This is a genomic window from Leclercia sp. W6 (assembly GCF_003336345.1).
In the GTDB taxonomy this organism is placed as follows: Bacteria; Pseudomonadota; Gammaproteobacteria; order Enterobacterales; family Enterobacteriaceae; genus Enterobacter.
The window spans coordinates 3,313,331-3,335,606 of sequence record NZ_CP031104.1 but is presented as its reverse complement, the minus strand read 5'-3'; the positions used below and the strand labels follow the sequence as shown (position 1 = coordinate 3,335,606).

The window sequence follows — 22,276 nt, the reverse complement described above, 5'->3', positions numbered from 1 at the left end:
ATGACAATTTCGGAGATACTTCAGTACTGCATGAATAAGCCGGGTGCGGAGCAAAGTGTGCACAGCGACTGGAAGGCAACCCAAATCAAAGTCGCCGACGTGCTGTTTGCGATGGTGAAAGATGTGGAGGGGCGTCCGGCGGCCTCGTTAAAAACCAGCCCTGAACTGGCGGAACTGTTGCGCCAGCAGCACAACGACGTGCGTCCCAGCAAGCACCTGAATAAAGCGCACTGGAGCACGGTCTATCTGGACGGGTTGATTCCGGATTCGCAGATTTATTATCTGGTGGATGCCTCTTACAAGCAGGCGGTGGAACTGCTGCCGGAGATGACCCGGCAGCAGCTGTCAGTGTAACTACTTCAGAAGCGGTTTAAGGAAGCGGGCGGTGTGCGAGGCTTCACACTCCGCGACGGTTTCCGGGGTGCCGGAAACCAGTATTTCACCGCCGCCGCTGCCGCCTTCCGGACCGAGATCGACAATCCAGTCCGCGGTTTTAATCACGTCCAGGTTGTGCTCAATCACCACGATGGTGTTGCCCTGATCTCTGAGCTGGTGCAGCACGTCGAGAAGCTGCTGGATATCGGCAAAGTGCAGACCGGTGGTCGGCTCATCCAGAATGTACAACGTCTGTCCGGTGCCGCGTTTGGAGAGCTCACGCGCCAGCTTCACGCGCTGCGCCTCCCCGCCCGAGAGGGTGGTAGCCGACTGGCCCAGACGAATGTAGGTGAGACCGACATCCATCAGGGTCTGGAGCTTACGCGCCAGTGCTGGAACGGCATCAAAGAACTCGCGCGCCTCTTCGATGGTCATATCCAGCACTTCGTGGATGGTCTTGCCTTTGTATTTGATCTCCAGCGTTTCGCGGTTATAGCGCTTGCCTTTGCACTGATCGCACGGCACGTAGATATCCGGCAGGAAGTGCATCTCAACTTTGATCACTCCATCGCCCTGACAGGCTTCGCAGCGCCCGCCGCGCACGTTAAAGCTGAAGCGGCCCGGCGTGTAGCCGCGTGAGCGCGATTCCGGCACGCCGGCAAAGAGTTCACGTACCGGCGTGAATACACCGGTATAGGTCGCCGGGTTAGAGCGCGGAGTACGACCAATCGGGCTCTGGTCGATATCGATCACTTTGTCGAAGTGCTCCAGACCGTGGATCTCGCGATACGGCGCCGGTTCAGCCAGCGTCGCCCCGTTCAACTGGGTCTGGGCAATCGGGAACAGCGTGTCGTTAATCAGCGTCGATTTACCGGAACCCGACACCCCGGTAATACAGGTGAACAGGCCGACCGGCAGGGTGAGCGTCACGTCTTTCAGGTTGTTGCCGCGAGCGCCGGTGAGCTTCAGCACTTTTTCCGGGTTGGCAGGCACGCGCTGTTTTGGCACCTCAATCTTGCGTTGACCGCTCATGTACTGGCCGGTCAGGGACTCCGGCACCGCCATGATGGCGTCCAGCGGCCCTTCCGCCACTACCTGGCCGCCGTGGACACCCGCACCCGGCCCGATGTCGATCACATGGTCGGCGGCGCGGATGGCATCTTCATCGTGCTCAACCACAATCACCGTGTTACCGAGGTTACGCAGGTGAATCAGGGTCCCAAGCAGACGCTCGTTGTCACGCTGATGCAAGCCGATAGACGGCTCATCCAGCACGTACATGACGCCCACTAAGCCCGCACCAATCTGGCTCGCCAGACGGATACGCTGGGCCTCGCCGCCGGAAAGCGTCTCTGCGGAGCGGGAAAGCGTCAGGTAGTTCAGGCCAACGTTCACCAGGAATTTCAGACGATCGCCAATCTCTTTCAGCACTTTTTCGGCGATTTTCGCCCGCTGGCCGGAGAGCTTCAGGTTGGTGAAGAAGTCCATCGCATGACCGATGCTCATGTCTGAGATAGCTGGCAGCGGCGTGTTTTCCACATATACGTGGCGCGCTTCACGACGCAGACGGGTACCGTCACAGGTGGCGCAGGAGCGGTTGCTGATGAACTTCGCCAGCTCTTCACGCACGGCGCTGGATTCGGTCTCTTTGTAGCGGCGCTCCATATTGTGCAGCACGCCTTCAAACGGATGGCGACGCACCGAGGTATCGCCGCGATCGTTCATGTATTTGAACTCGATGTTCTCTTTGCCGGAACCGAACAGGATCACTTTGTGCACGGTTGGGCTCAGGCTGCCCCACGGCGCTTCAACGTCAAATTTATAGTGCTCTGCCAGCGACTTCAGCATCTGGAAATAGTAGAAGTTACGCTTATCCCAGCCGCGGATAGCGCCGCCAGCCAGCGACAATTCCGGGTTCTGGATCACCCGATCGGGATCGAAGTACTGCTGTACGCCCAGGCCATCACAGGTCGGGCAGGCGCCCGCCGGGTTGTTGAACGAGAACAGACGCGGTTCCAGCTCGCGCATGCTGTAGCCGCACACCGGGCAGGCGAAGTTGGCGGAGAAGAGCAGCTCCTCCGCTTTCGGGTCGTCCATATCGGCAACCACCGCCGTACCGCCGGAGAGATCCAGCGCGGTCTCGAACGACTCCGCCAGGCGCTGGGTCATGTCGTCACGCACCTTAAAGCGGTCAATCACCACCTCAATGGTGTGTTTCTTTTGCAGCTCCAGCTTCGGTGGATCGGAGAGATCGCACACTTCCCCGTCGATACGGGCGCGGATATAGCCCTGGCTTGCCAGGTTTTCCAGCGTTTTGGTGTGCTCGCCCTTACGCTCTTTAATGATTGGCGCCAGCAGCATCAGGCGTCTGCCTTCCGGCTGCGCCAGCACGTTGTCCACCATCTGGCTGACGGTCTGGGCCGCCAGCGGGACATCGTGGTCCGGGCAGCGCGGCTCGCCTACGCGGGCATAGAGCAGACGCAGGTAGTCATGGATTTCGGTGATGGTCCCGACGGTGGAGCGCGGGTTGTGGGAGGTCGACTTCTGCTCAATGGAGATGGCAGGCGACAACCCTTCGATATGGTCGACGTCCGGTTTTTCCATCAGCGACAGGAACTGACGCGCATAAGCAGAGAGCGACTCAACGTAACGACGCTGTCCTTCGGCATAGAGGGTGTCGAAAGCCAGAGAGGATTTGCCTGAGCCTGAAAGCCCGGTGACGACAATCAGCTTGTCGCGAGGGATGACGAGGTTGATATTCTTGAGATTGTGGGTGCGGGCGCCCCGAACTTCGATCTTATCCATTCACCTTTCCCGGTAGGTAGATACACGGAATGCCTGGTTTGTTTGAAGGACAACCGGCATAAACGATTAATTATGACACAAATTGACCTGTCTGGATATACAGTATTGAGATGCAAATTCAGATTCGTTGTGCAAAAATAGACCACGAAAAGAGTTGGGTGGAATCCGCCTCGCAGCTATGAACATGCGGCATGGAAATGGTACACTCGCGCGTTTACACTATTTAGAAATTGTTTTCAGGAGACACGATCATGGCCAGCAGAGGCGTAAACAAGGTGATTCTCGTCGGTAATCTGGGCCAGGACCCGGAAGTACGCTATATGCCGAGTGGTGGTGCAGTGGCCAACATTACGCTGGCTACCTCCGAATCCTGGCGTGATAAAGCGACCGGTGAGATGAAAGAGCAGACCGAATGGCACCGCGTCGTGCTGTTTGGCAAACTGGCTGAGGTGGCCGGTGAGTATCTGCGTAAAGGTTCTCAGGTCTATATTGAAGGCCAGCTGCGTACCCGCAAATGGACCGATCAATCCGGTCAGGAAAAATACACCACTGAAGTGGTGGTGAACGTTGGCGGCACCATGCAGATGCTGGGCGGTCGTCAGGGCGGCGGCGCACCAGCAGGTGGCGGCCAGCAGCAGGGCGGTTGGGGTCAGCCTCAGCAGCCGCAGGGCGGCAACCAGTTCAGCGGCGGCGCGCAGTCCCGTCCGCAGCAGCCGTCTGCGCCAGCGCAGTCCAACGAACCGCCAATGGATTTCGACGACGACATCCCGTTCTGATAGCCAGAACCTGCGATTCGCAAAAACAAAAAAACCCAGACGCATGTCTGGGTTTTTTGTATTCAGCCTTTATGCCCGCGGGCATCAGGTGTACATCATCGGCCAGTCCGGCGGCGTATGGCTCATTGCCTCAACCATGATCGTTTTAACGTTATTCCAGACCGCGGCCATATCCAGCAGGGTGATGCCCAACAGGCCGGTGGCAAACCAGCAGGCCGCCGCCAGACCCAGACAGGTGCTGATCACCGCCAGTACCGCGTAATCCGATTTCTTGAACTGTATATTCAGCGTACTGGCCAGAAACATCAGCACCGCGCTTAACAACTCCCAGCGTGCAAAGACAACACCGGTGGTAATAGCTGCCATAAGACCGATCCTCAAAGATAACCGCCGCCGGGTGTAGCGCGACGTTGCCCGGACGTGGCAAACTGGCTACCGGCAAGCTCAGACTGACAAAATGAAACGATGTTTTTTGTTACATCAGATGTGTGAACTATATCACACTTGTTCTTTTATTCGCCAGTGGGCAAATGCATGAAAATGGCGTTTTTTAACCCGGCTTTTGTTGTATAAATAGCCCGAAGAAATATTTCTTTAGTCTGCTAAGTGCCCGTTTGCGACAACTTTATTGAAAATTCATTGGGATAAGAAAACATGTACAGGCAGCATGCCGATGTACAATATTTACAGCCTCAGGGCGATGGATTATGCTTCATCCGGTTACGTGACTAGCCCGTAATAAATAAATCAGGCTTTTACTGGTTATTATTTGCTGTACTTTTAATTTTACACACACTTTCTTTTTCGACAGGGTCAGACAGCCGCAATAATAGATGCTGGCTGCGTATCCTTTCACTCCTGATTTATTCGTTGCGACATTTTTTATCTCGTTAAATGAGCGACGAATAAAACGATGAAGCAAGCAAATCGAGAGAATATAAATGACAGCACGCGGGCTCTGCACGCATTAGCTAAATTAATGCCAAAATTATCGTCGCAACAAACCTTAACGGATCTTCTCCAGACGATTAATCATACCTTTGGCGCCCAGACCAGCTGGGTGATGATGGAGGACGATGCGGGCCAGCCGCAGTTTGTCAGCGTCGGCGAATTAACCTGCCATTCTCCAGAAATTAAAGCCTTTCTTTCCAGTGCGTTATTGCAGCGTCATCACCGGGCATGGCGGGTGATCTGTTGGAAAGAGAAGATCGGTACGCTTTTATTTCCTGCCACCCATCCGGGCCATACGCATTTACAGTGTGGCGTGCTGTATAAATTGTCGCTGCAACAGGATCGCTGCAACGGCTACTTCTTCCTCGGCTTTACGCAACCGCAAAACAGCATCACCGTGCTAAAAGAGGTAGTGGTGATCCTGGTCGAAAAACTGAAGGACTATTTGACCGGCCTCGTTGCCCGTGAGCGCACGGCAAAAGAGATGCAGCGGATGATCACCCAGTATAAAACCCTGTTTGAGCGGGCACCGGTACTGATGAACTCCTTTGACCGGCATAGCCGCTGCGTATTGTGGAATGCCGAATGCGAAAAGGTGTTTGGCTGGACGATGGCGGAGATCAACGCCCATGCCGATCCGCTGGCGCTCTTTTACCCTGACCCGGAGGAGCGCCGCCGGGTGCGCGAGTCGGTCAATACCACCCCGCTGAACGACATGTACGAATGGCATCCGCTGCGGCGGGACGGCGTTCAGCTGACGATCCTGTGGTCAAACATCTCTCTGCCGGACGGCTCTATCCTTAATATCGGGCTCGATATTACCGCGCGTAAAAAAGCGGAGCAGCAGCTGGAGGTGAAGGCCACCACCGACGATCTGACTCGCTGTCTGAACCGCTCTGCCATCCTGCAGCAGATTGGCGCTGCGCTGGAGACCTGCCAGCGCGAAGAGGCTGACAGCCACTTCGCTGTCATGATGCTCGACCTGGATTTCTTTAAACAGATAAATGATAAGTGGGGGCATCTGGTGGGCGATGCCGCGCTGGTGCATTTTTGCGACTGCCTGCGGACGGTGATCCCCCCGGGGGCGGCGCTGGGCCGGGTGGGGGGAGAGGAGTTTTTACTGTTGCTGCCCAAAACTCACAGCGATGCGGCAGTGCAGCTCTCCACGGTGCTCCGTCAGGCGCTCTCCCTCACGCCGCTCAAGGTCGGTAGCCGCACCTTAACGCTCTCTTTCAGTGCGGGCGTGGTGGAGGTGAGCGGAAAACCACGCGATACCTCATCGCTACTCATTAGCGCAGATAAGGCACTTTACGATGCCAAGCGCGGTGGAAGAGGTAAAACAATCGTCGCGGTTGATTATTTATAAATCACTTCAATCATCCTGAAGGGTTAAATAGCACAAAATTTCATGATGAAGTTGCGCTTTTTTCATTCTGTAGGTAGTTTGGCTTAATCGACGATTTTCTGTTGAGTTATCCGGGAGCCTGGCTTCCTGGATCGGTAATTATTTAACTTAATAAACACGAAACGAATACTTTCAGTTTGGCTTACGGACAAATATTATCGGCATAACTCAATATTAGGTTATTGGCGTTAAAAGTCAGTTGCTAACTTCGCATGATTCATGCAACGTAATCACCTGTTTAGCAAAGCATCCGGCCTTCATGACTACAGGCACATAAAAAGCAGGGATAATAGGGCGGAAATGAATCGTAACGCACGGGACAAGGTGCTGAGGATAGTCGGGGTTATCATGGTAGTTTTGCTACCTGTGATGCTTGCGCTATGGTTTGCTCAGCAACGCGCGGTCAACGAAACAAGCAGTCAACTTCGCTCATTTGCTGCTCTTGCTTTAGACAAAACTGAACTGGTTATTCAGCAGGTTGAGCTGGCACGTCATGCGGCTGAAAAATACTCGGGCAATATTTGCACACCGGAACACCGGCAATATATGTTAAATATCGTCCGGGGCCGACTCTACATTGCCGACCTGCTGTACGCCGAAGGTAAAGCGTTTCTCTGCTCAACCACCAGCACGCCTGAAAACCCCTATTTAATCTCTGCTGCCAATTATCAACGCGCCCCTGACGTCTCTATCTATTATTACCGCGATACGCCTTTTTATGCGGGATATAAAATGACCTATATGCAGGTCGGTAATTATGTGGTGGTGGTTAATCCCCTGACCTATAGCGAAGTGATGTCAGCCGACCGCTCCCTGGCGTGGGGAGTATTTGATACGGTGAACAACGACTTTTTCTCTATCAGTGAACAGGCAAAAGAAAAGGCATTAAAAAAGCTGATTGGCGATAACGAAGCTATATTCCAGAACGAAGGCCGCTTTTACACTATTGTTCATTCGGACAAACGCCCGATTGCCGCTATTGTTTCCACGACTAATCAGCGCTTTTACGAAGTGCTCTATCATCAGGCGACATTAACCCTGCCGCTGGGCATGATCAGCAGTATTATCATTTTATTGATGTGGTCACGGACGCGACGCGAATTTAATTCTCCGGGTCGCTTATTGCACCGGGCATTAAATAAAAGACAACTTTGCCTGCATTACCAGCCCATTATCGACATTAAAACAAATGCGTGTGTCGGCGCAGAAGCGCTGTTGCGTTGGCCTGGCTTTAACGGCCCGGTAATGAGCCCGGTAGAGTTTATCCCGCTGGCAGAAAAAGAGGGGATGAGCGAACGTATTACCGATTACGTGGTAGAAGAAGTCTTCAGCGATCTGGGCCATTTCCTGGCCTGTAACCCGCATCTTTATATCTCCATTAACCTCTCGGCAACGGACTTCCACTCTTCACGCCTGATTGCGATGATCACCGATAAAGCCCGGCACTATAATGTGCGGGCCCAGCAGATCAAAATTGAAGTGACGGAGCGCGGTTTCATTGATGTCCCCAGGACCACGCCGGTAATTCAGGCATTCCGCCAGGCGGGATATGAGGTGGCGATTGACGATTTTGGTACCGGCTATTCCAACCTGCACAACCTCTACTCGCTGAACGTGGATATCCTGAAAATCGACAAGACCTTCATCGATACGCTGACCACCAACAGCACCAGCCATCTTATCGTTGAGCACATTATCGAAATGGCTCAAAGCCTGCGCCTGAAAACCATCGCGGAAGGGGTAGAAACCGTGGAGCAGGTGATGTGGTTGAACAAGCGCGGCGTTCAGTATTGCCAGGGCTGGCACTTTGCCAAGGCAATGTCACCGCAGGATTTCATGACCTGGCAACATCAGCCCGTCGCGACAGCCCTTGCTCATAGCCACTAATTGAGCTGATGGCGATAGTCGCTGGGAGTGCGATCAAATTCGCGGCGGAAGACGCGAGAGAAGGTCTGCTGGGAGACATAACCCAGATCCATAGCGATATCAAAAATGGGTCGCTGGGTGGTGCGTAACGCCTGGGCCGCCAGCAATAATCTGCGTTGACGAATGTACTCGCCCAGCGTCTGGTGTGTGACGGCGCGGAACATTCTCTGCAAGTACCACTTCGAGTAACCCGACTTCTTCGCCACCACATCAATACTCAAAGGTTGATCGATATGGTCATCCATCCATTCAATAAGTGTCTGAATAATTTGTTGATGTGACATAGAGCAGCCTCTCTCTGGATACACCTGTATCGGTTGATTCGTCGTTTTGTCTGCGGGCGAGTATAATTCCTCAAATTAACTTGAGGTAAAGAGGTTTTATGGAAAAGAAATTACCGCGGATTAAACCGCTGCTGTCTCCGGGCGAGGTGGCAAGGCGTAGCGGTGTGGCGGTCTCTGCACTGCACTTCTATGAAAGCAAAGGGTTAATTAAAAGCATCCGCAACGCCGGCAACCAGCGCCGCTATACCCGTGACGTGCTGCGCTATGTGGCGATCATTAAGATTGCCCAGCGTATTGGTATCCCGCTGGCCACCATTGGCGAGGCGTTTGGTATCCTGCCGGAAGGGCATACCCTGAGCGCAAAGGAGTGGAAGGCCCTCTCTTCCCAGTGGCGTGATGAGCTGGACCGGCGCATTCACACCCTGGTGGCGCTGCGCGATGAGCTGGACGGATGCATTGGCTGCGGATGCCTGTCGCGCAGCGACTGCCCGCTGCGTAACCCTGGCGATAAGCTGGGCGAGCAGGGAACCGGCGCGCGGCTGCTGGAAGAGGATTAACCGGCCGCATAAAAAACTAAAGCGCCACAACAGGGCGCTTTAGTTTGTTCCCGGTCTTTGTCTTTCTCTCTATCCCGCTGGTTCACAGGAGGGTTTCCCCCGACATCAACACCCCTCAGTCGAGCATCTGGTGGAGGTTCCGGCTTGTGCTGACACTTTAAGTCTAGGCCGCGGCCTTAGCTTTACCAGCCTCATCGCGCAAAAACTCGGCAAAATTTTTTTGCCAGGTTGTGCAATTTTCTATAGTTAGTGGATAAGCCCAACTGGAGATGACGATGATTAAGGTCCACCACCTCAACCAGTCCCGATCGCAGCGCGTGCTCTGGGCGCTGGAAGAGCTCTCACTACCGTACCAGATCGTTCGTTATCAGCGGGATAAGACCATGATGGCCCCCGCCACGCTGCGCAAAGTTCACCCGCTGGGAAAATCCCCGGTGCTGGAGGACAACGGCCTGATCCTGGCGGAATCGGGCGCTATCCTCGAATATTTGCAGGAAACTTACGATCCCGGGTCGCAGATGAAGCCGCAGGATCGTGAGCTAAAGCTGCAATACCGTTTCTGGCTCCATTACGCAGAAGGATCGTTAATGCCGCTGCTACTAATGAAGCTGGTCTTCGCCAGCCTCGGTAAACTGCCCGTCCCGTTTGGCCTGCGAACGCTCGGCAAGGTGCTGGGGCAGGGGGTTGAGAAGGCCTATCTTAACCGTCAGCTGGAAACGCACGCCCGCTTTCTGGAATCCTCGCTGGAGAAGCATCGCTGGTTCGCCGGGGATCATCTCAGCATGGCGGACGTGCAGATGAGCTTCCCGGTCTTCGCCCTGCTGGAACGCGGCGGCATAGACAATCTTCCCCGCCTGCAAAGCTGGAAGAAAAATGTCGAAATGCGTCCGGCCTGGCAGCGGGCGATCCAGCAGGGCGGGCCGTTCGAGATCCCTGGCGGGTCCTGAAATTGTTATCAAATTGCGCATTCACGATAACGTTTGCGCATACTCTGTTCACTTCTTCACCGCCTCGCACGCATTTTGGCGAAAAACGTCAAAGTTAAGTTGAAAATGCCCGCATTGAGGACGGATAATCGTTTGCCTTCATTTCGACACCCGTTTTGTCAGCGCAAAGCTAAACGTTTGCTTTTTTTATGACTCCCCTTTTTGTCATAAACGCAGCACAAGGATATGACGTTTAGCGGGTCGTGGAGTGTCCGTCACGCTGACAGACGACAATTATAATTTTCAGGGGATGTTTTCTATGTCTACGCCATCTGCGCGTACCGGCGGTTCACTCGACGCCTTTTTTAAAATTTCTGCCCGCGGCAGCACCGCGCGTCAGGAGATCGTTGCCGGTCTGACGACCTTCCTGGCGATGGTCTACTCGGTGATCGTGGTGCCGGGCATGCTGGGTAAAGCCGGTTTCCCACCGGCGGCGGTCTTCGTCGCCACCTGTCTGGTGGCCGGTGTCGGCTCCATCGTGATGGGCCTGTGGGCTAACCTGCCGCTGGCGATCGGCTGTGCCATCTCGCTGACCGCTTTTACCGCGTTCAGCCTGGTGCTGGGCCAGCAGATCAGCGTGCCGGTTGCGCTGGGCGCCGTGTTCCTGATGGGTGTGCTGTTTACCATCATCTCTGCCACCGGCATCCGTAGCTGGATCCTCCGCAACCTGCCGCAGGGCGTTGCGCACGGCACCGGGATTGGTATCGGTCTGTTCCTGTTGCTGATTGCCGCCAACGGCGTTGGCCTGGTGATCAAAAACCCGCTGGACGGTCTGCCGGTTGCGCTGGGTGATTTCGCCAGCTTCCCGGTGATCATGTCGCTGATTGGCCTGGCGGTGATCATTGGTCTGGAAAAACTGAAAGTGCCGGGCGGCATTCTGCTGACCATCATCGGCGTCTCCATTGTCGGCCTGATTTTCGACCCTGCCGTACACTTCTCCGGCGTATTCGCCATGCCATCCCTGAGTGACGAAAACGGCAACTCGCTGATTGGCAGCCTGGATATCATGGGCGCGCTCAACCCTGTCGTGCTGCCAAGCGTGCTGGCGCTGGTGATGACCGCGGTCTTTGATGCCACCGGCACCATTCGCGCGGTAGCCGGTCAGGCGAACCTGCTGGATAAAGACGGTCAGATTATCGACGGCGGCAAAGCGCTGACCACCGACTCCCTGAGCAGCGTCTTCTCGGGCCTGGTAGGTGCTGCTCCGGCAGCCGTCTATATCGAATCGGCGGCGGGTACGGCGGCAGGCGGTAAAACCGGTCTGACGGCGATCACCATCGGCGTGCTGTTCCTGCTGATCCTGTTCCTCGCGCCGCTGTCCTATCTGGTTCCGGCGTACGCCACCGCACCTGCGCTGATGTATGTGGGCCTGCTGATGCTGAGCAACGTGGCGAAAATTGACTTTGCCGACTTCGTTGACGCAATGGCCGGTCTGATCACCGCGGTCTTCATCGTGCTGACCTGTAACATCGTAACCGGCATCATGATCGGTTTCGCGTCGCTGGTGATCGGGCGTATCGTCTCCGGTGAATGGCGTAAGCTGAACATCGGTACGGTGGTGATTGCCGTGGCGCTGGTGGCGTTCTACGCGGGCGGCTGGGCTATCTAAGCTGTCAACTGCGCAAAAAGACGGGTGGCTCAGGCCGCCCGTTTTCATTTTCGGAACACATCTCGTTGTCTTATGCGTTACTCTGGGGAAGGTAGACTAAGGCAAGATGCCAATGGCTTAAACGAACAGATTTATCGCAAACAGGGATCGCATGGAAATTTTCTTCACAATACTCATCATGACCCTTGTGGTCTCACTTTCCGGGGTGGTTACCCGCGTACTGCCCTTTCAGCTACCGCTGCCGCTCATGCAGATTGCCATCGGTGCTCTGCTGGCCTGGCCGACGTTCGGATTGCATGTCGAGTTTGATCCGGAACTGTTTCTGGTGCTGTTTATTCCTCCTTTACTTTTTGCCGACGGCTGGAAAACGCCCACGCGCGAGTTTCTTGAGCACGGCCGCGAGATCCTGGGTCTGGCGTTGGCGCTGGTGGTTATCACCGTCATGGGGATCGGTTTTCTCATCTACTGGGTGGTGCCGGGGATCCCGCTGATACCAGCCTTTGCACTGGCGGCGGTGCTGTCGCCAACGGATGCCGTGGCGCTCTCCGGCATTGTGGGTGAAGGGCGCATGCCGAAAAAAATCATGGGGATCCTGCAGGGCGAGGCGCTGATGAACGACGCCTCCGGCCTGGTGGCGCTGAAGTTTGCGGTTGCCGTGGCGATGGGCACCATGGTCTTTACCGTCGGCGGCGCCACCGTGGAGTTCTTGAAAGTGGCGATTGGCGGTATCCTCGCCGGGTTTGTAGTGAGCTGGCTGTATGGCCGCTCGCTGCGCTTCCTCAGCCGCTGGGGCGGTGATGAACCCGCCACGCAGATCGTACTGCTGTTCCTGCTGCCGTTCGCCTCTTATCTGATTGCCGAGCACATTGGCGTGTCGGGCATTCTGGCGGCGGTGGCGGCGGGGATGACCATCACCCGTTCCGGCGTGATGCGTACTGCGCCGCTGGCGATGCGCCTGCGCGCCAACAGCACCTGGTCGATGCTGGAGTTTGTCTTTAACGGCATGGTCTTCCTGCTGTTGGGCCTGCAGCTGCCGGGCATCCTGGAGTCCTCCCTGGTGGCGGCCGAGGCTGACCCGAACGTCGACACCTGGATGCTGTTTACCGACATCGTGCTGATTTATGCCGCGCTGATGCTGGTGCGTTTCGGCTGGCTGTGGACGATGAAAAAATTCAGCGTCCGCTTCCTGAAAAATAAACCGATGGAGTTTGGCTCCTGGACGACCCGTGAGCTGCTGATTTCCACCTTTGCGGGCGTGCGCGGGGCGATCACCCTGGCCGGTGTGCTTTCCATCCCGCTGCTGTTGCCGACCGGCGATGTCTTCCCGGCGCGCTATGAGCTGGTGTTCCTGGCAGCGGGGGTGATCCTGTTCTCGCTGTTTGTCGGCGTGGTGATGCTGCCCATCCTGCTGCAACATATGGAGGTGGGCGATCACGTTCAGCAGCATAAAGAGGCGCGTATCGCCCGGGCGGCCACCGCTGAAGTGGCGATTGTCACTATCCAGAAGATGGAAGAGCGCCTGGCGGCCGATACCGAAGAGAACCTCGATACGCAGCTGCTGAAAGAGGTGAGCTCGCGGGTCATTGGTAACCTGCGCCGCCGCGCCGATGGCCGAAATGATGTAGAGAGCTCGCTGCAGGAAGAGAACCTGGAGCGTCGCTTCCGCCTGGCCGCGCTGCGTGCCGAACGTGCGGAGCTGTATCATCTGCGCGCCACCCGGGAGATCAGCAACGAGACGCTGCAAAAACTGCTGCACGATCTCGATCTGATGGAAGCGCTGTTGGTTGAGAAGCCGTAGTGGTTGATTGCCCGGTGGCGCTGCGCTTACCGGGCCTGGTAAACCGTAGGCCGGGTAAGGCGACGCCGCCACCCGGCGCTATTCTCCCACCCAAAATCCTTCACAACATTTCAACCACGCCTGAGCGCTGTGCGACAGATAGACCCCTTCCCGCCAGATCATCCCCAGCTGCCAGTGCAGATCGCTCTGGAGCGGGATCCAGCGCAGGGTCTTTTTATCCAGCCGTTCGCAGATGGGCTGCGGCAGGATGGCAATTCCCACCCCCGCCTGCACCATTGCAGCCAGAAAGTCCCACTGCCCGCTACGCACCGCGATACGCGGCTTAACGCCGTGCTGGTTGAACAGCTGCATCAGCTGGCGGCTGAGGGCAAAATCTTCGTTGTAGATCAGCAGCGGATGCTCGGCGAGGAGTTCAGGGTTGATGGCGTCGAGCGACAGCCAGCTGCCGGAGCGCGGCACCAGCACACAGAGGGGATGGCTGAACAGCGGCAGCGCCGTCAGACCGCTATCCTCTTCCACCGGCAGGGCGGTCATGGCCAGATCCAGCTCGCCGTTGATCACCGCCTGCTGGACGGTTAAGCCGCCAAATTCAGAAATTTTTAGCTCTACGCCGGGGTAACGCTGGCGAAACAGGCCGATGGGCCCGGCCATCATCATTCCCACCATTGGCGGGATGCCGAGGCGCAGTATGCCCTTGTTCAGGTGGTTGATGTCGCCAAGCTCGGCCTCCAGCTGGCGAAACTCCGCCAGGATCGCCAGCCCGCGTTCAAACACCACGCGGCCTGTGTCGGTCAGCAGCAGCTTGCGCCCGTCACGGATCAGCAGGGTACAGTTGAGTTCATCTTCGAGGTTTTTCAGCATTTTGCTGATGGTGGGCTGGGTAACAAAGAGCTTCTCCGCGGCGCGGGTAAAACTCTGCTGGCGGACCACTTCGACAAAGTAACGCAGCGTGCGTATGTCCATGACTATTCCTCGAAACTATACCTTTGATGATTTTAATTCATTTCAGTCAATTACGGGCGCTGACTATACTGGCGCTCCGTCTCATTTTGAGGAAATCCCCCATGACCGTGGCGTTAGGTCGCGTTACGCCTGCCGTCGTGCAACGACTCCAGGTACCGGTTCAGGTCCTGCTCTATGCCGGTCTGTTTGTCTTCGCTGAATACCTTGTTCGCTGGCTCCATCTGCCGCTGCCGGCCAATCTGGTCGGCATGGTGCTGATGTTCAGCCTGATCCTCTGTCGCGTTATTCCTCTCAGCTGGGTGCGGGCGGGGTCGCGCTGGCTGCTGGCGGAGATGCTGCTCTTTTTCGTTCCGGCAGTGGTGGCGGTGGTCAATTACGTCCAGCTACTGATGGTGGACGGCTGGCGTATCTTTGCGGTGATCGCCCTGAGCACGCTGATGGTGCTGGGCGCGACCGCGTTGGTGGTGGATAAAGTCTACCGCTTTGAAATCAGCAGGCAGAAACATGACTAACTTTCAGGTCAGCGTCCTCTGCCTGGTGGTGACGCTGATTATCTATTTTGCTAACAAGCGCCTCTACCGCCGCTTTCGTAAACTGCCCCTGATGCCGCTGGTTTTCACCCCGATCCTGCTGGTGATGATGCTGGTGTGGGGGCATATCTCGTGGCAGAACTATATTGGTGAAGCGCATTGGCTGCTGTGGCTGCTGGGTCCGGCGACCATCGCCTTTGCGGTGCCGGTTTACGATAACCTCGCGGTGATAAAACGCCACTGGATGTCGCTCTCCGCCGGGGTGATCACCGCCACGGTGGTGGCCGTCACCAGCTCGGTCTGGCTGGCGCGGTTGTTTACCCTGTCGGACGAGATCCAGCGCAGCCTGGCGGTACGCTCCGTCACCACGCCTTTTGCCCTGGCGGCGGCGAAACCACTCGGCGGACAGCCGGATCTGGTGGCGCTGTTCGTGGTGGTCACCGGGGTGTTTGGCATGGCGGTAGGGGATATGCTGTTTTTGCGGCTCTCGATCCGCGAAGGGATGGCGAAAGGGGCGGGGTTTGGCGCGGCCTCCCACGGGGCGGGCACCGCGCGCTCCTACGAGCTGGGCCAGCAGGAGGGCGTGGTGGCAAGCCTGGTGATGATGCTCTCCGGCGTGTTGATGGTGCTGGTGGCCCCGCTGGTGGGCTGGTTGATGTTCTGAGCCGTTTTCTGCCGGGTGGCGCTGCGCTTACCCGGCCTACAAAGACCGTAGGCCCGTGCAAGCGCAGCGCCGCCGGGCAATACTCTAACGGTTAAGTCTGCGCACAATCCGCTCCACCTTCTGGCGGAAATCCGCCGCGACCTGAGCGGATGCCTGGCCCTGTTCCAGTTTTTCCCGCGCCGAGGTGAACTGGTCGATCACCTGTAAATCCTCAATATAGGGCGTGGCGACGACTGTGGTGTGCAGCGACTGTGCCTGGCGTAGCCCGGCAATTACCGGATCCTGCGGGTCAATCACCCCTTTCTCCGTCAGCTGCGCCTCCGCCGCCTTGTTGAGCGGAATGCCGCGCTCCAGCCCAAGAGCCTCCACCGACTGCGGATCGTTAAGCAGATAATTCACCAGAATCGCCGCCTCTTTCGGATGTTTAGTGGATTTTGCCACCGACAGCATCTGCGCCGTTTTGAAGTAAACTCCGGACTCCTCTGTGCCGGGCTGCATCACGTAGTCGCCCAGCACCAGCTTCGCCGGTGGCGTCATGTTGTTGGCAAACATGCGAATGGTGATGTTCCAGGTGAAGAGCCCGCCCCACTCGCCGTTAATCCACGGCTTCATCTCATAGAGATTGCCCTTGCCGTAGGAGGAGAGGGTCTTTGGCGACGGCAGAACGTGGTCATCGCTCAGACGTTTCACAAAATCGAAGGCCTCGACCCATTGGGCATCGTTCCATGCAAAGGTGCCATCGCTGTTGAACATCGGCTTCTGGTGGGTCTGCATCATGTACGCATTGAGCAGCAAAATGACATCCTGATCGACCATGGCGTAGGGGTAGTAGTTGTTGCCGAGCTTCTGCTGGAACACTTTCCCGGCGGCAAAAAAGTCGTCCCAGGTTTTCGGATACGTCAGCCCGGCTTTCTGCCAGGTGACGTCGTTGTAGTAAAAGACCGGGGCGTTGACCGAGATCGGCAGGCCGTTGAGCTTGCCTTTCACCGTGGTCGATTGCAGATCCTGCGCCTGGTACTGGCTTAAATCGAGCTCCGCTTTCAGCTTATTCAGGTCGTAATACCCTTCGCCGTTTTTGGAAAAGAGGATCAGCCAGGGCCAGTTGGTCTGCATTACATCCGGCTCGGTGCCGCTCGCCATCTGGGTGGTCAGGCGCGAAAGATGCCCGTCCCAGCCGGTGTATTCGGGCTTGACCTTAATCTCCGGATGCGCTTTTTCGAAGGCTTCCAGCGCCTTGAGTGTGGCCTGGTGGCGGCTGTTGCCACCCCACCACGACATGCGTAGTTCAACGGGCGCTTGTGCCCAGACAGAGGTACAGGAAAATAACAGCGATGCGATAACACCTGAAACGAGTTTTTTCATTATTGTCTCCGGAACAGAGGCATAAATATTGTTATTAAACAGGTGAGTAACTGCAAAATACTACCGGCGGTTCCGGCGCGGCAGCGGGCCGCGCCGGGGTGAGACGCTTAGCGTTTCGTCAGACGGGATACCAGCTCAAACTCCTTAAAGTTGACCGGACGCTGCTGCTGCATGGAGATATTGCCCGCAATGCCGGTGAGGATAGACATAGCCCCGGCACGGTGGTCGGCTGCGCGCTGCAGCGGATCGTGGCGTGGCTCGCCGAACAGGTCGGCCAGCATCGCGTTGTCGCCGCCGCCGTGGCCCCCTTCGCCGAGGCTGAATTCCGCTTTCCAGGGTTCGGCAAACATCGGGAAGACGGTGAGGTCGCACTGCTCCAGGCTGCCCTCATTTTCGCGCTCGCCCCCGGCATTGACGTAGGACTTCTCGACGATCTTCATTTCAAGACGTCCTTCAGTGCCGTTAAAGACCACGTTCAGCCCTTCCCACGGCAGGTAGGCATTGAGGGAGTAGGTGAGCTGGACCTGGTTCTGGTATTTCACCAGCACCGACATCGTATCTTCGATGGTGATCCCGTCGCTGAAGACGCTCTGATCGCGGAAGTAGCGATCTTCGTGTTCGGCGTCCAGATAGAGCGCCTTAAGTTGCGCATTCTCTTCCATATGCAGCGCAAACGGGTCGTCTTTCGCGTCGGCAAAGCCGTGGGCGCGCGGGTAGAACCGGGTCACGCCGCGTTTCTCCGCATTTTCTCTGCCGTAGAACTGCAGGCTGCCTTCGGCGTAAACCCGTTCCGGGTAGCTGCCCAGCCAGAAGTTCATCAGATCGAAGTGGTGGGTGGATTTATGCACCAGCAGGCCGCCGCTGTTGCGCTTTTCCCGGTGCCAGCGGCGGAAGTAGTCCGCGCCGTGTTCGGTGTTGAGCAGCCACTCGAAATGGACCGAGGTGACCTTGCCGATGGTCCCCTGCATCAGCAGTTCGCGCACTTTACTGTGGTGCGGCGCGTAGCGGTAGTTGAAGGCCACGCGCACGCTACGGCCCGTCTCTTCAATGGCATCGAGTATGCGCAAGGCGCGCTGTTCGTCGATGGTCATCGGCTTTTCGGTGATCACATCGCAGCCAGCGTGCAGGGCGCGCACGATGTAGTCATCATGGGTACGGTCCATGGTGGTAACAATGACGATATCGGGCTGCGTCTCGCGGATCATCTCTTCAAACTGCGCCGCCAGCCAGGTGGAAACCGGCTCCGCCCCTTCGTTTTTTAATAACTGATTGGCGTACTGCATGCGCGTCTTGTTAGTATCACAGAACGCGACCAGTCTGGCATTTTCCCGCCAGGCGCCACCGATGGCGGAAATATATAAACCCGCGCGACCGCCGGTTCCGACCAGAGCATATTTTTTCATGGCATCCTCGATTAAATAACAGAATTAATATCAGCAGGTGACGCAATGAAACGTATTCCCCATCAACTGATGGAGCTGAACAGCACGTTTATCTGGCACTGGCCCTGGTTTATTCAGGGCGTGAAAAGCGCGAAACAGCACGGTTTCACTGGCATCATCCTGCACCAACAGGAACTGCTTTCAATACTTGCGACGCCCTCGCCGCTAAGCCAGAAACTCAACGTCGAGAACCTTATTCATCAGCAAAATTACGCCCTGCACTATTTAAAACGCGTCGACAGTTACCTGGCGGAAAATAATTTATCGTTCTGGCTTCAGGGTGAGGCCGCGCCCAATGACGACATTATTAAGCGTAAATTTCCGGAACTGACGTTCGACGAAAAGCACGCGCCCGATTTCTGGCACCCTTTTTATGCCGCGATACTGCATCCGCTTTTACAGGCGCTGCCCCATCTCGGCGGGCTTATTCTCAGCCTGACGACGCCAGACTTTCAGACCAGCCGCTGGCAGCAAAGCCTGCATGATGTCTGGAGCCTACTGCGCGCCCAGGGAAAAAAGCTCATCCTGCGCGACTTCATTGACAACAGCTGGCCGCGACAGCAGCTCTCCGGCATTCTGGCGACGCTCCCGGACGACGTGCGCGCCTCGGTAAAAGCCACCGAGCTGGATTACCACCCCGGTTTTGCCAACCATCCCAACATCGCCAACCTGCCGGGGCATAAAAAGTGGATCGAATACGATCTCTTCGGTATCGGCTACGGCTGGACTGCCCTGCCATGCTATCTGGCCGATGAGATTGGTGGCCGCTTAAGCTGGGCGCTCAGCGCCACAGAAAACGAAATCGAAGCGATTACCTCCCGCGTGAGCTGGCAGTGGTTGCCCGACAGCCGGGTGATGGACTCCGTCAACGCCATCAACCTGTTTGGCCTCTCTGCCGCCAACCATGCCGCCGATGCCGCGCTGCCCGCTACCTTCGAGCGTTGGGCTGAACACCATCAGTTCGGCTTTCGCGCTTTGGCGGACAAACATCAGCTTTCGGCCATCCTCCACGCCAGCTACGACTGGCTGTGCAAAACGCCAAACTTCCTCGGACGGCGGCTGCACTACCAGAGCCAGATCCCGGAGAGCATTGCCCAGGCGCAGCAATTGCTCCATACGGACACCCGCAGCGCCAACTGGCTGCACGCCTGGCAGCCGCTGATGCCCGCCGACGATCCTGTTCTTGGCAAAGAGCAGCGTGAACGGGTGGCGCTGGAAAAAGAGGCCGCCTGCTTCCTGGCGTCACGTACGCTGCATAACCTGCGTGAACTGATGCCGCGTATAACCTGCCCGGACGACACCCTGGCGATCCTGCTGGCCGCCTGGCGCAGCGCGGAGATCTACAGCCAGATGTTCTCTCACGTCGCCGCCGCCGTGACCGACGTCGTGTGGCTGGATCACTACGGTCCGCAAAGTCTGCCTGCCGATACCCTGAAGCAGCATCAGCAGCGGCTGCTGCACTTCAGCGACACCCTGGATCGCTGGCTGACAGAACCGCCCGCCAGCAGCCCGCTCTTCCTGCCGCTGTTGCTGAGCCCGGCTCGGCTGGAGCGCTTTGCCAGAAGCCTCGGCGAGTCGCTGTAACTAAAGAATAAAAACTGCGGTCGGGGTTGTCTGTATGCTGCGGGTAGGGAATGCGGGGGATCGGCGTGGAATCGGGAAAAGTGTGATGGAGGTTGCGGATTGCAGATAAAGCCTGTGATCCGCATCGGATTTTTCTGTTCTGGCGACGTGATAAACGTCACCAGAAGGGGAAAAAAATGTGATCCCCGACCAGCGGCCGGGGAGGGGATTTTAGTGCGCGCGGCCCTGTTCGACACCCAGGCCGGTTTGGGAGCGGATAAACTGGGCGCGGAACTTCTCGCGTTCCAGGTTGCCTTCCGGCGAGTTATCGGTTGCCGAGAAGACCCAGATGCCGATAAAGGCCACGGCAATGGAGAAGAGCGCCGGGTACTCATACGGGAAGATGGCGCTTTCGTGACCGAGGATCTGCACCCAGATGGTCGGGCCGAGGATCATCAGGATCACCGCCGTCAGCAGGCCGAGCCAGCCGCCAATCATCGCTCCGCGGGTGGTCAGCTTCGACCAGTACATAGAGAGCAGAATGATCGGGAAGTTGCAGCTTGCCGCAATGGAGAAGGCCAGCCCCACCATAAAGGCGATGTTCTGATTCTCGAACAGGATCCCCAGCAGAATGGCGACGACCCCCAGGACCAGAACGGTGATTTTGGAGACCTTCAGTTCGTCGCGTTCAGAGGCGCCTTTACGCCAGACGTTGGCATAGAGGTCGTGGGAGACCGCAGAAGCACCCGCCAGGGTCAGGCCAGCCACCACCGCCAGAATCGTGGCGAAGGCCACGGCGGAGATAAAGCCGAGGAACAGGTTGCCGCCCACCGCGTCAGCCAGATGGACTGCCGCCATGTTGTTGCCGCCAATCAGCGCGCCCGCCGCATCCTTGAAGGCCGGATTTGCACCCACCAGCATGATGGCGCCGAAGCCGATGATAAAGGTCAGGATGTAGAAATAACCCATAAAGCCGGTGGCGTAGAAGACGCTTTTACGCGCTTCGCGCGCATCTGACACCGTAAAGAAACGCATCAGAATATGCGGCAGGCCCGCGGTACCAAACATCAGGCCCAGCCCTAACGACAGCGCCGAGATCGGATCTTTCACCAGCCCGCCGGGGCTCATGATCGCTTCCCCTTTCGGGTGTACCGCCATCGCTTCGGTAAAGAGGTTATTAAAGCTGAAGCCGACATGCTTCATGACCATAAAGGCCATAAAGCTGGCGCCGAACAGCAGCAGCACGGCTTTGATGATCTGCACCCAGGTGGTGGCGAGCATGCCGCCAAACAGGACATACATCACCATCAGCACACCCACCAGCACCACCGCGACATGGTAGTTCAGGCCGAACAGCAGCTGGATCAGCTTGCCGGCTCCCACCATCTGGGCGATCAGGTAGAGGGCCACCACCACCAGCGAGCCGCAGGCGGAAAGGGTACGAATCGGCCCCTGTTTCAGGCGATAAGATGCCACGTCGGCAAAGGTATAACGTCCCAGGTTACGCAGGCGTTCGGCGATCAGGAACAGAATAATCGGCCAGCCGACGAGGAAGCCCAGAGAGTAGATCAGCCCGTCGTAGCCGGAGGTATAGACCAGCGCGGAGATGCCGAGGAAGGAGGCCGCCGACATAAAGTCACCGGCGATGGCCAGCCCGTTCTGAAAACCGGTAATGTTGCCGCCCGCGGTGTAGTAATCGTTACGGGAGCGTACGCGTTTCGACGCCCAGTAGGTGATGTACAGCGTCAGCACCACGAAGATCAGGAACATCACAATCGCCTGCCAGTTGGTCGGCTGGCGTTCAACCGCGCCGCCAATGGCATCGGCGGCATTTGCCGCGAGGGGGAGGGCGGCGGCAAGCGCCGTCAGGACTCTCTTCATGATGCTTTTACCTCGCGCAGAACCGCTTTGTTCAGACGGTCGAACTCACCGTTAGCGCGCCAGACGTAGACGCCAGTCAGCACAAACGAAACGACAATCACACCGATGCCGATAGGAATGCCGCGCGTGACGCTGGTGCCCGCATGCAGCGGCGTGCCCAGCCAGTGCGGCGCAAAGGCGATCAGCAGGATAAAGCCCACGTAGATGATCAGCATGATAATAGAGAGAATGAAGGCAAACCGTTGCCGTTTATCCACCAGTTCCCTGTAGTGCGCACTGTTCTCTATCTGCTGACAAATATTGTCATTCATCACAGAATCTCCAGAGGTATCCCCCTTCGGTTTTCACGCAGCCTGAGCAGTCACGTACCTGCAACGCGAAATCCTTTGGGGTGGTTTT

19 protein-coding genes are annotated in these 22,276 nt (G+C 56.9%); 11 read left to right on the top strand and 8 right to left on the bottom strand.

Annotated elements, in window-relative coordinates:
• Entirely contained in the window at window positions 1-354 is a 354-nt protein-coding gene (locus DVA43_RS16255) for an MmcQ/YjbR family DNA-binding protein (protein WP_114316149.1), read from the top strand.
• On the opposite strand, the gene uvrA is transcribed toward DVA43_RS16255, so the two are convergent.
• On the bottom strand, window positions 355-3,180 hold the full coding sequence (gene uvrA / locus DVA43_RS16250) for an excinuclease ABC subunit UvrA (protein WP_103825402.1): 2,826 nt from the start codon (window positions 3,178-3,180) through the stop codon (window positions 355-357).
• Between the two features lie 251 nt (window positions 3,181-3,431).
• Here uvrA and ssb1 point away from each other — a divergent pair, with 251 nt between their 5' ends.
• Window positions 3,432-3,956 (top strand): single-stranded DNA-binding protein SSB1, encoded by a 525-nt coding sequence (gene ssb1 / locus DVA43_RS16240; RefSeq protein WP_114316148.1) that lies wholly within the window; start codon window positions 3,432-3,434, stop codon window positions 3,954-3,956.
• 84 nt (window positions 3,957-4,040) lie between these two features.
• On the opposite strand, the gene DVA43_RS16235 is transcribed toward ssb1, so the two are convergent.
• Window positions 4,041-4,322 carry a YjcB family protein gene (locus DVA43_RS16235; RefSeq protein WP_103825404.1) on the bottom strand — a complete coding sequence of 94 codons (282 nt, stop codon included), beginning with the start codon at window positions 4,320-4,322 and terminating at the stop codon, window positions 4,041-4,043.
• Between the two features lie 547 nt (window positions 4,323-4,869).
• Here DVA43_RS16235 and DVA43_RS16230 point away from each other — a divergent pair.
• Together DVA43_RS16230 and DVA43_RS16225 are read left to right on the top strand one after the other, a co-directional pair.
• Window positions 4,870-6,273 carry a sensor domain-containing diguanylate cyclase gene (locus DVA43_RS16230; RefSeq protein WP_114316147.1) on the top strand — a complete coding sequence of 468 codons (1,404 nt, stop codon included), beginning with the start codon at window positions 4,870-4,872 and terminating at the stop codon, window positions 6,271-6,273.
• A 339-nt stretch (window positions 6,274-6,612) separates the two neighbouring features.
• Window positions 6,613-8,199, top strand: coding sequence for an EAL domain-containing protein (locus tag DVA43_RS16225; protein ID WP_114316146.1), 1,587 nt, complete (start codon window positions 6,613-6,615; stop codon window positions 8,197-8,199).
• On the opposite strand, the gene soxS is transcribed toward DVA43_RS16225, so the two are convergent.
• Window positions 8,196-8,522 (bottom strand): superoxide response transcriptional regulator SoxS, encoded by a 327-nt coding sequence (gene soxS / locus DVA43_RS16220; protein ID WP_103177869.1) that lies wholly within the window; start codon window positions 8,520-8,522, stop codon window positions 8,196-8,198. The genes DVA43_RS16225 and soxS overlap by 4 nt on opposite strands.
• Window positions 8,523-8,620: 98 nt before the next feature.
• Here soxS and soxR point away from each other — a divergent pair, with 98 nt between their 5' ends.
• From soxR to DVA43_RS16200, 4 genes are all read left to right on the top strand, one after another.
• On the top strand, window positions 8,621-9,079 hold the full coding sequence (gene soxR / locus DVA43_RS16215; protein ID WP_103177870.1) for a redox-sensitive transcriptional activator SoxR: 459 nt from the start codon (window positions 8,621-8,623) through the stop codon (window positions 9,077-9,079).
• A 275-nt stretch (window positions 9,080-9,354) separates the two neighbouring features.
• Window positions 9,355-10,026, top strand: coding sequence for a glutathione S-transferase family protein (locus tag DVA43_RS16210; RefSeq protein ID WP_114316145.1), 672 nt, complete (start codon window positions 9,355-9,357; stop codon window positions 10,024-10,026).
• Between the two features lie 298 nt (window positions 10,027-10,324).
• Window positions 10,325-11,674 carry a guanine/hypoxanthine transporter GhxP gene (gene ghxP, locus DVA43_RS16205; protein WP_103825408.1) on the top strand — a complete coding sequence of 450 codons (1,350 nt, stop codon included), beginning with the start codon at window positions 10,325-10,327 and terminating at the stop codon, window positions 11,672-11,674.
• 151 nt (window positions 11,675-11,825) lie between these two features.
• Complete coding sequence (locus DVA43_RS16200) at window positions 11,826-13,472, top strand: Na+/H+ antiporter (protein ID WP_114316144.1); 1,647 nt, start codon at window positions 11,826-11,828, stop codon at window positions 13,470-13,472.
• 78 nt (window positions 13,473-13,550) lie between these two features.
• Here the strand turns inward: DVA43_RS16200 and DVA43_RS16195 are convergent, their stop codons facing one another.
• Window positions 13,551-14,435: a LysR family transcriptional regulator gene (locus DVA43_RS16195; protein ID WP_103177874.1), complete on the bottom strand. Its 885-nt coding sequence runs from the start codon at window positions 14,433-14,435 to the stop codon at window positions 13,551-13,553.
• A 101-nt stretch (window positions 14,436-14,536) separates the two neighbouring features.
• Between DVA43_RS16195 and DVA43_RS16190 the strand changes: the two genes are divergently transcribed.
• Window positions 14,537-14,947 (top strand): CidA/LrgA family protein, encoded by a 411-nt coding sequence (locus DVA43_RS16190; protein WP_114316143.1) that lies wholly within the window; start codon window positions 14,537-14,539, stop codon window positions 14,945-14,947.
• Window positions 14,940-15,629: an LrgB family protein gene (locus DVA43_RS16185; RefSeq protein ID WP_114316142.1), complete on the top strand. Its 690-nt coding sequence runs from the start codon at window positions 14,940-14,942 to the stop codon at window positions 15,627-15,629. Before DVA43_RS16190 ends, DVA43_RS16185 begins: the two co-directional genes overlap by 8 nt.
• An 84-nt stretch (window positions 15,630-15,713) precedes the next feature.
• Here the strand turns inward: DVA43_RS16185 and DVA43_RS16180 are convergent, their stop codons facing one another.
• Window positions 15,714-16,991 (bottom strand): ABC transporter substrate-binding protein, encoded by a 1,278-nt coding sequence (locus DVA43_RS16180; RefSeq protein ID WP_114316141.1) that lies wholly within the window; start codon window positions 16,989-16,991, stop codon window positions 15,714-15,716.
• A 107-nt stretch (window positions 16,992-17,098) separates the two neighbouring features.
• Entirely contained in the window at window positions 17,099-18,394 is a 1,296-nt protein-coding gene (locus DVA43_RS16175) for a Gfo/Idh/MocA family protein (RefSeq protein WP_114316140.1), read from the bottom strand.
• Between the two features lie 45 nt (window positions 18,395-18,439).
• Between DVA43_RS16175 and DVA43_RS16170 the strand changes: the two genes are divergently transcribed.
• Window positions 18,440-20,017, top strand: coding sequence for a hypothetical protein (locus tag DVA43_RS16170; protein ID WP_114316139.1), 1,578 nt, complete (start codon window positions 18,440-18,442; stop codon window positions 20,015-20,017).
• A 210-nt stretch (window positions 20,018-20,227) separates the two neighbouring features.
• Here DVA43_RS16170 and actP read toward each other — a convergent pair whose 3' ends face one another.
• Window positions 20,228-21,877 carry a cation/acetate symporter ActP gene (gene actP / locus DVA43_RS16165; protein ID WP_103177880.1) on the bottom strand — a complete coding sequence of 550 codons (1,650 nt, stop codon included), beginning with the start codon at window positions 21,875-21,877 and terminating at the stop codon, window positions 20,228-20,230.
• Window positions 21,874-22,188, bottom strand: coding sequence for a DUF485 domain-containing protein (locus tag DVA43_RS16160; protein WP_103825415.1), 315 nt, complete (start codon window positions 22,186-22,188; stop codon window positions 21,874-21,876). The genes actP and DVA43_RS16160 overlap by 4 nt, the downstream gene beginning before the upstream one ends.
• Window positions 22,189-22,276 lie beyond the last annotated feature (88 nt).

Excerpts from the sequence above, each read along its gene's own strand:
- DVA43_RS16225 (WP_114316146.1), top strand. The coding sequence starts at position 6,613 with ATGAATCGTAACGCACGGGACAAGGTGCTGAGGATAGTCGGGGTTATC.
- soxS (WP_103177869.1), bottom strand. The coding sequence starts at position 8,522 with ATGTCACATCAACAAATTATTCAGACACTTATTGAATGGATGGATGAC.
- DVA43_RS16255 (WP_114316149.1), top strand. The coding sequence starts at position 1 with ATGACAATTTCGGAGATACTTCAGTACTGCATGAATAAGCCGGGTGCG.
- DVA43_RS16200 (WP_114316144.1), top strand. The coding sequence starts at position 11,826 with ATGGAAATTTTCTTCACAATACTCATCATGACCCTTGTGGTCTCACTT.
- uvrA (WP_103825402.1), bottom strand. The coding sequence starts at position 3,180 with ATGGATAAGATCGAAGTTCGGGGCGCCCGCACCCACAATCTCAAGAAT.
- DVA43_RS16230 (WP_114316147.1), top strand. The coding sequence starts at position 4,870 with ATGAAGCAAGCAAATCGAGAGAATATAAATGACAGCACGCGGGCTCTG.
- DVA43_RS16170 (WP_114316139.1), top strand. The coding sequence starts at position 18,440 with ATGAAACGTATTCCCCATCAACTGATGGAGCTGAACAGCACGTTTATC.
- actP (WP_103177880.1), bottom strand. The coding sequence starts at position 21,877 with ATGAAGAGAGTCCTGACGGCGCTTGCCGCCGCCCTCCCCCTCGCGGCA.
- DVA43_RS16160 (WP_103825415.1), bottom strand. The coding sequence starts at position 22,188 with ATGAATGACAATATTTGTCAGCAGATAGAGAACAGTGCGCACTACAGG.
- DVA43_RS16190 (WP_114316143.1), top strand. The coding sequence starts at position 14,537 with ATGACCGTGGCGTTAGGTCGCGTTACGCCTGCCGTCGTGCAACGACTC.
- DVA43_RS16175 (WP_114316140.1), bottom strand. The coding sequence starts at position 18,394 with ATGAAAAAATATGCTCTGGTCGGAACCGGCGGTCGCGCGGGTTTATAT.
- DVA43_RS16185 (WP_114316142.1), top strand. The coding sequence starts at position 14,940 with ATGACTAACTTTCAGGTCAGCGTCCTCTGCCTGGTGGTGACGCTGATT.
- ghxP (WP_103825408.1), top strand. The coding sequence starts at position 10,325 with ATGTCTACGCCATCTGCGCGTACCGGCGGTTCACTCGACGCCTTTTTT.
- ssb1 (WP_114316148.1), top strand. The coding sequence starts at position 3,432 with ATGGCCAGCAGAGGCGTAAACAAGGTGATTCTCGTCGGTAATCTGGGC.
- soxR (WP_103177870.1), top strand. The coding sequence starts at position 8,621 with ATGGAAAAGAAATTACCGCGGATTAAACCGCTGCTGTCTCCGGGCGAG.
- DVA43_RS16180 (WP_114316141.1), bottom strand. The coding sequence starts at position 16,991 with ATGAAAAAACTCGTTTCAGGTGTTATCGCATCGCTGTTATTTTCCTGT.
- DVA43_RS16235 (WP_103825404.1), bottom strand. The coding sequence starts at position 4,322 with ATGGCAGCTATTACCACCGGTGTTGTCTTTGCACGCTGGGAGTTGTTA.
- DVA43_RS16210 (WP_114316145.1), top strand. The coding sequence starts at position 9,355 with ATGATTAAGGTCCACCACCTCAACCAGTCCCGATCGCAGCGCGTGCTC.
- DVA43_RS16195 (WP_103177874.1), bottom strand. The coding sequence starts at position 14,435 with ATGGACATACGCACGCTGCGTTACTTTGTCGAAGTGGTCCGCCAGCAG.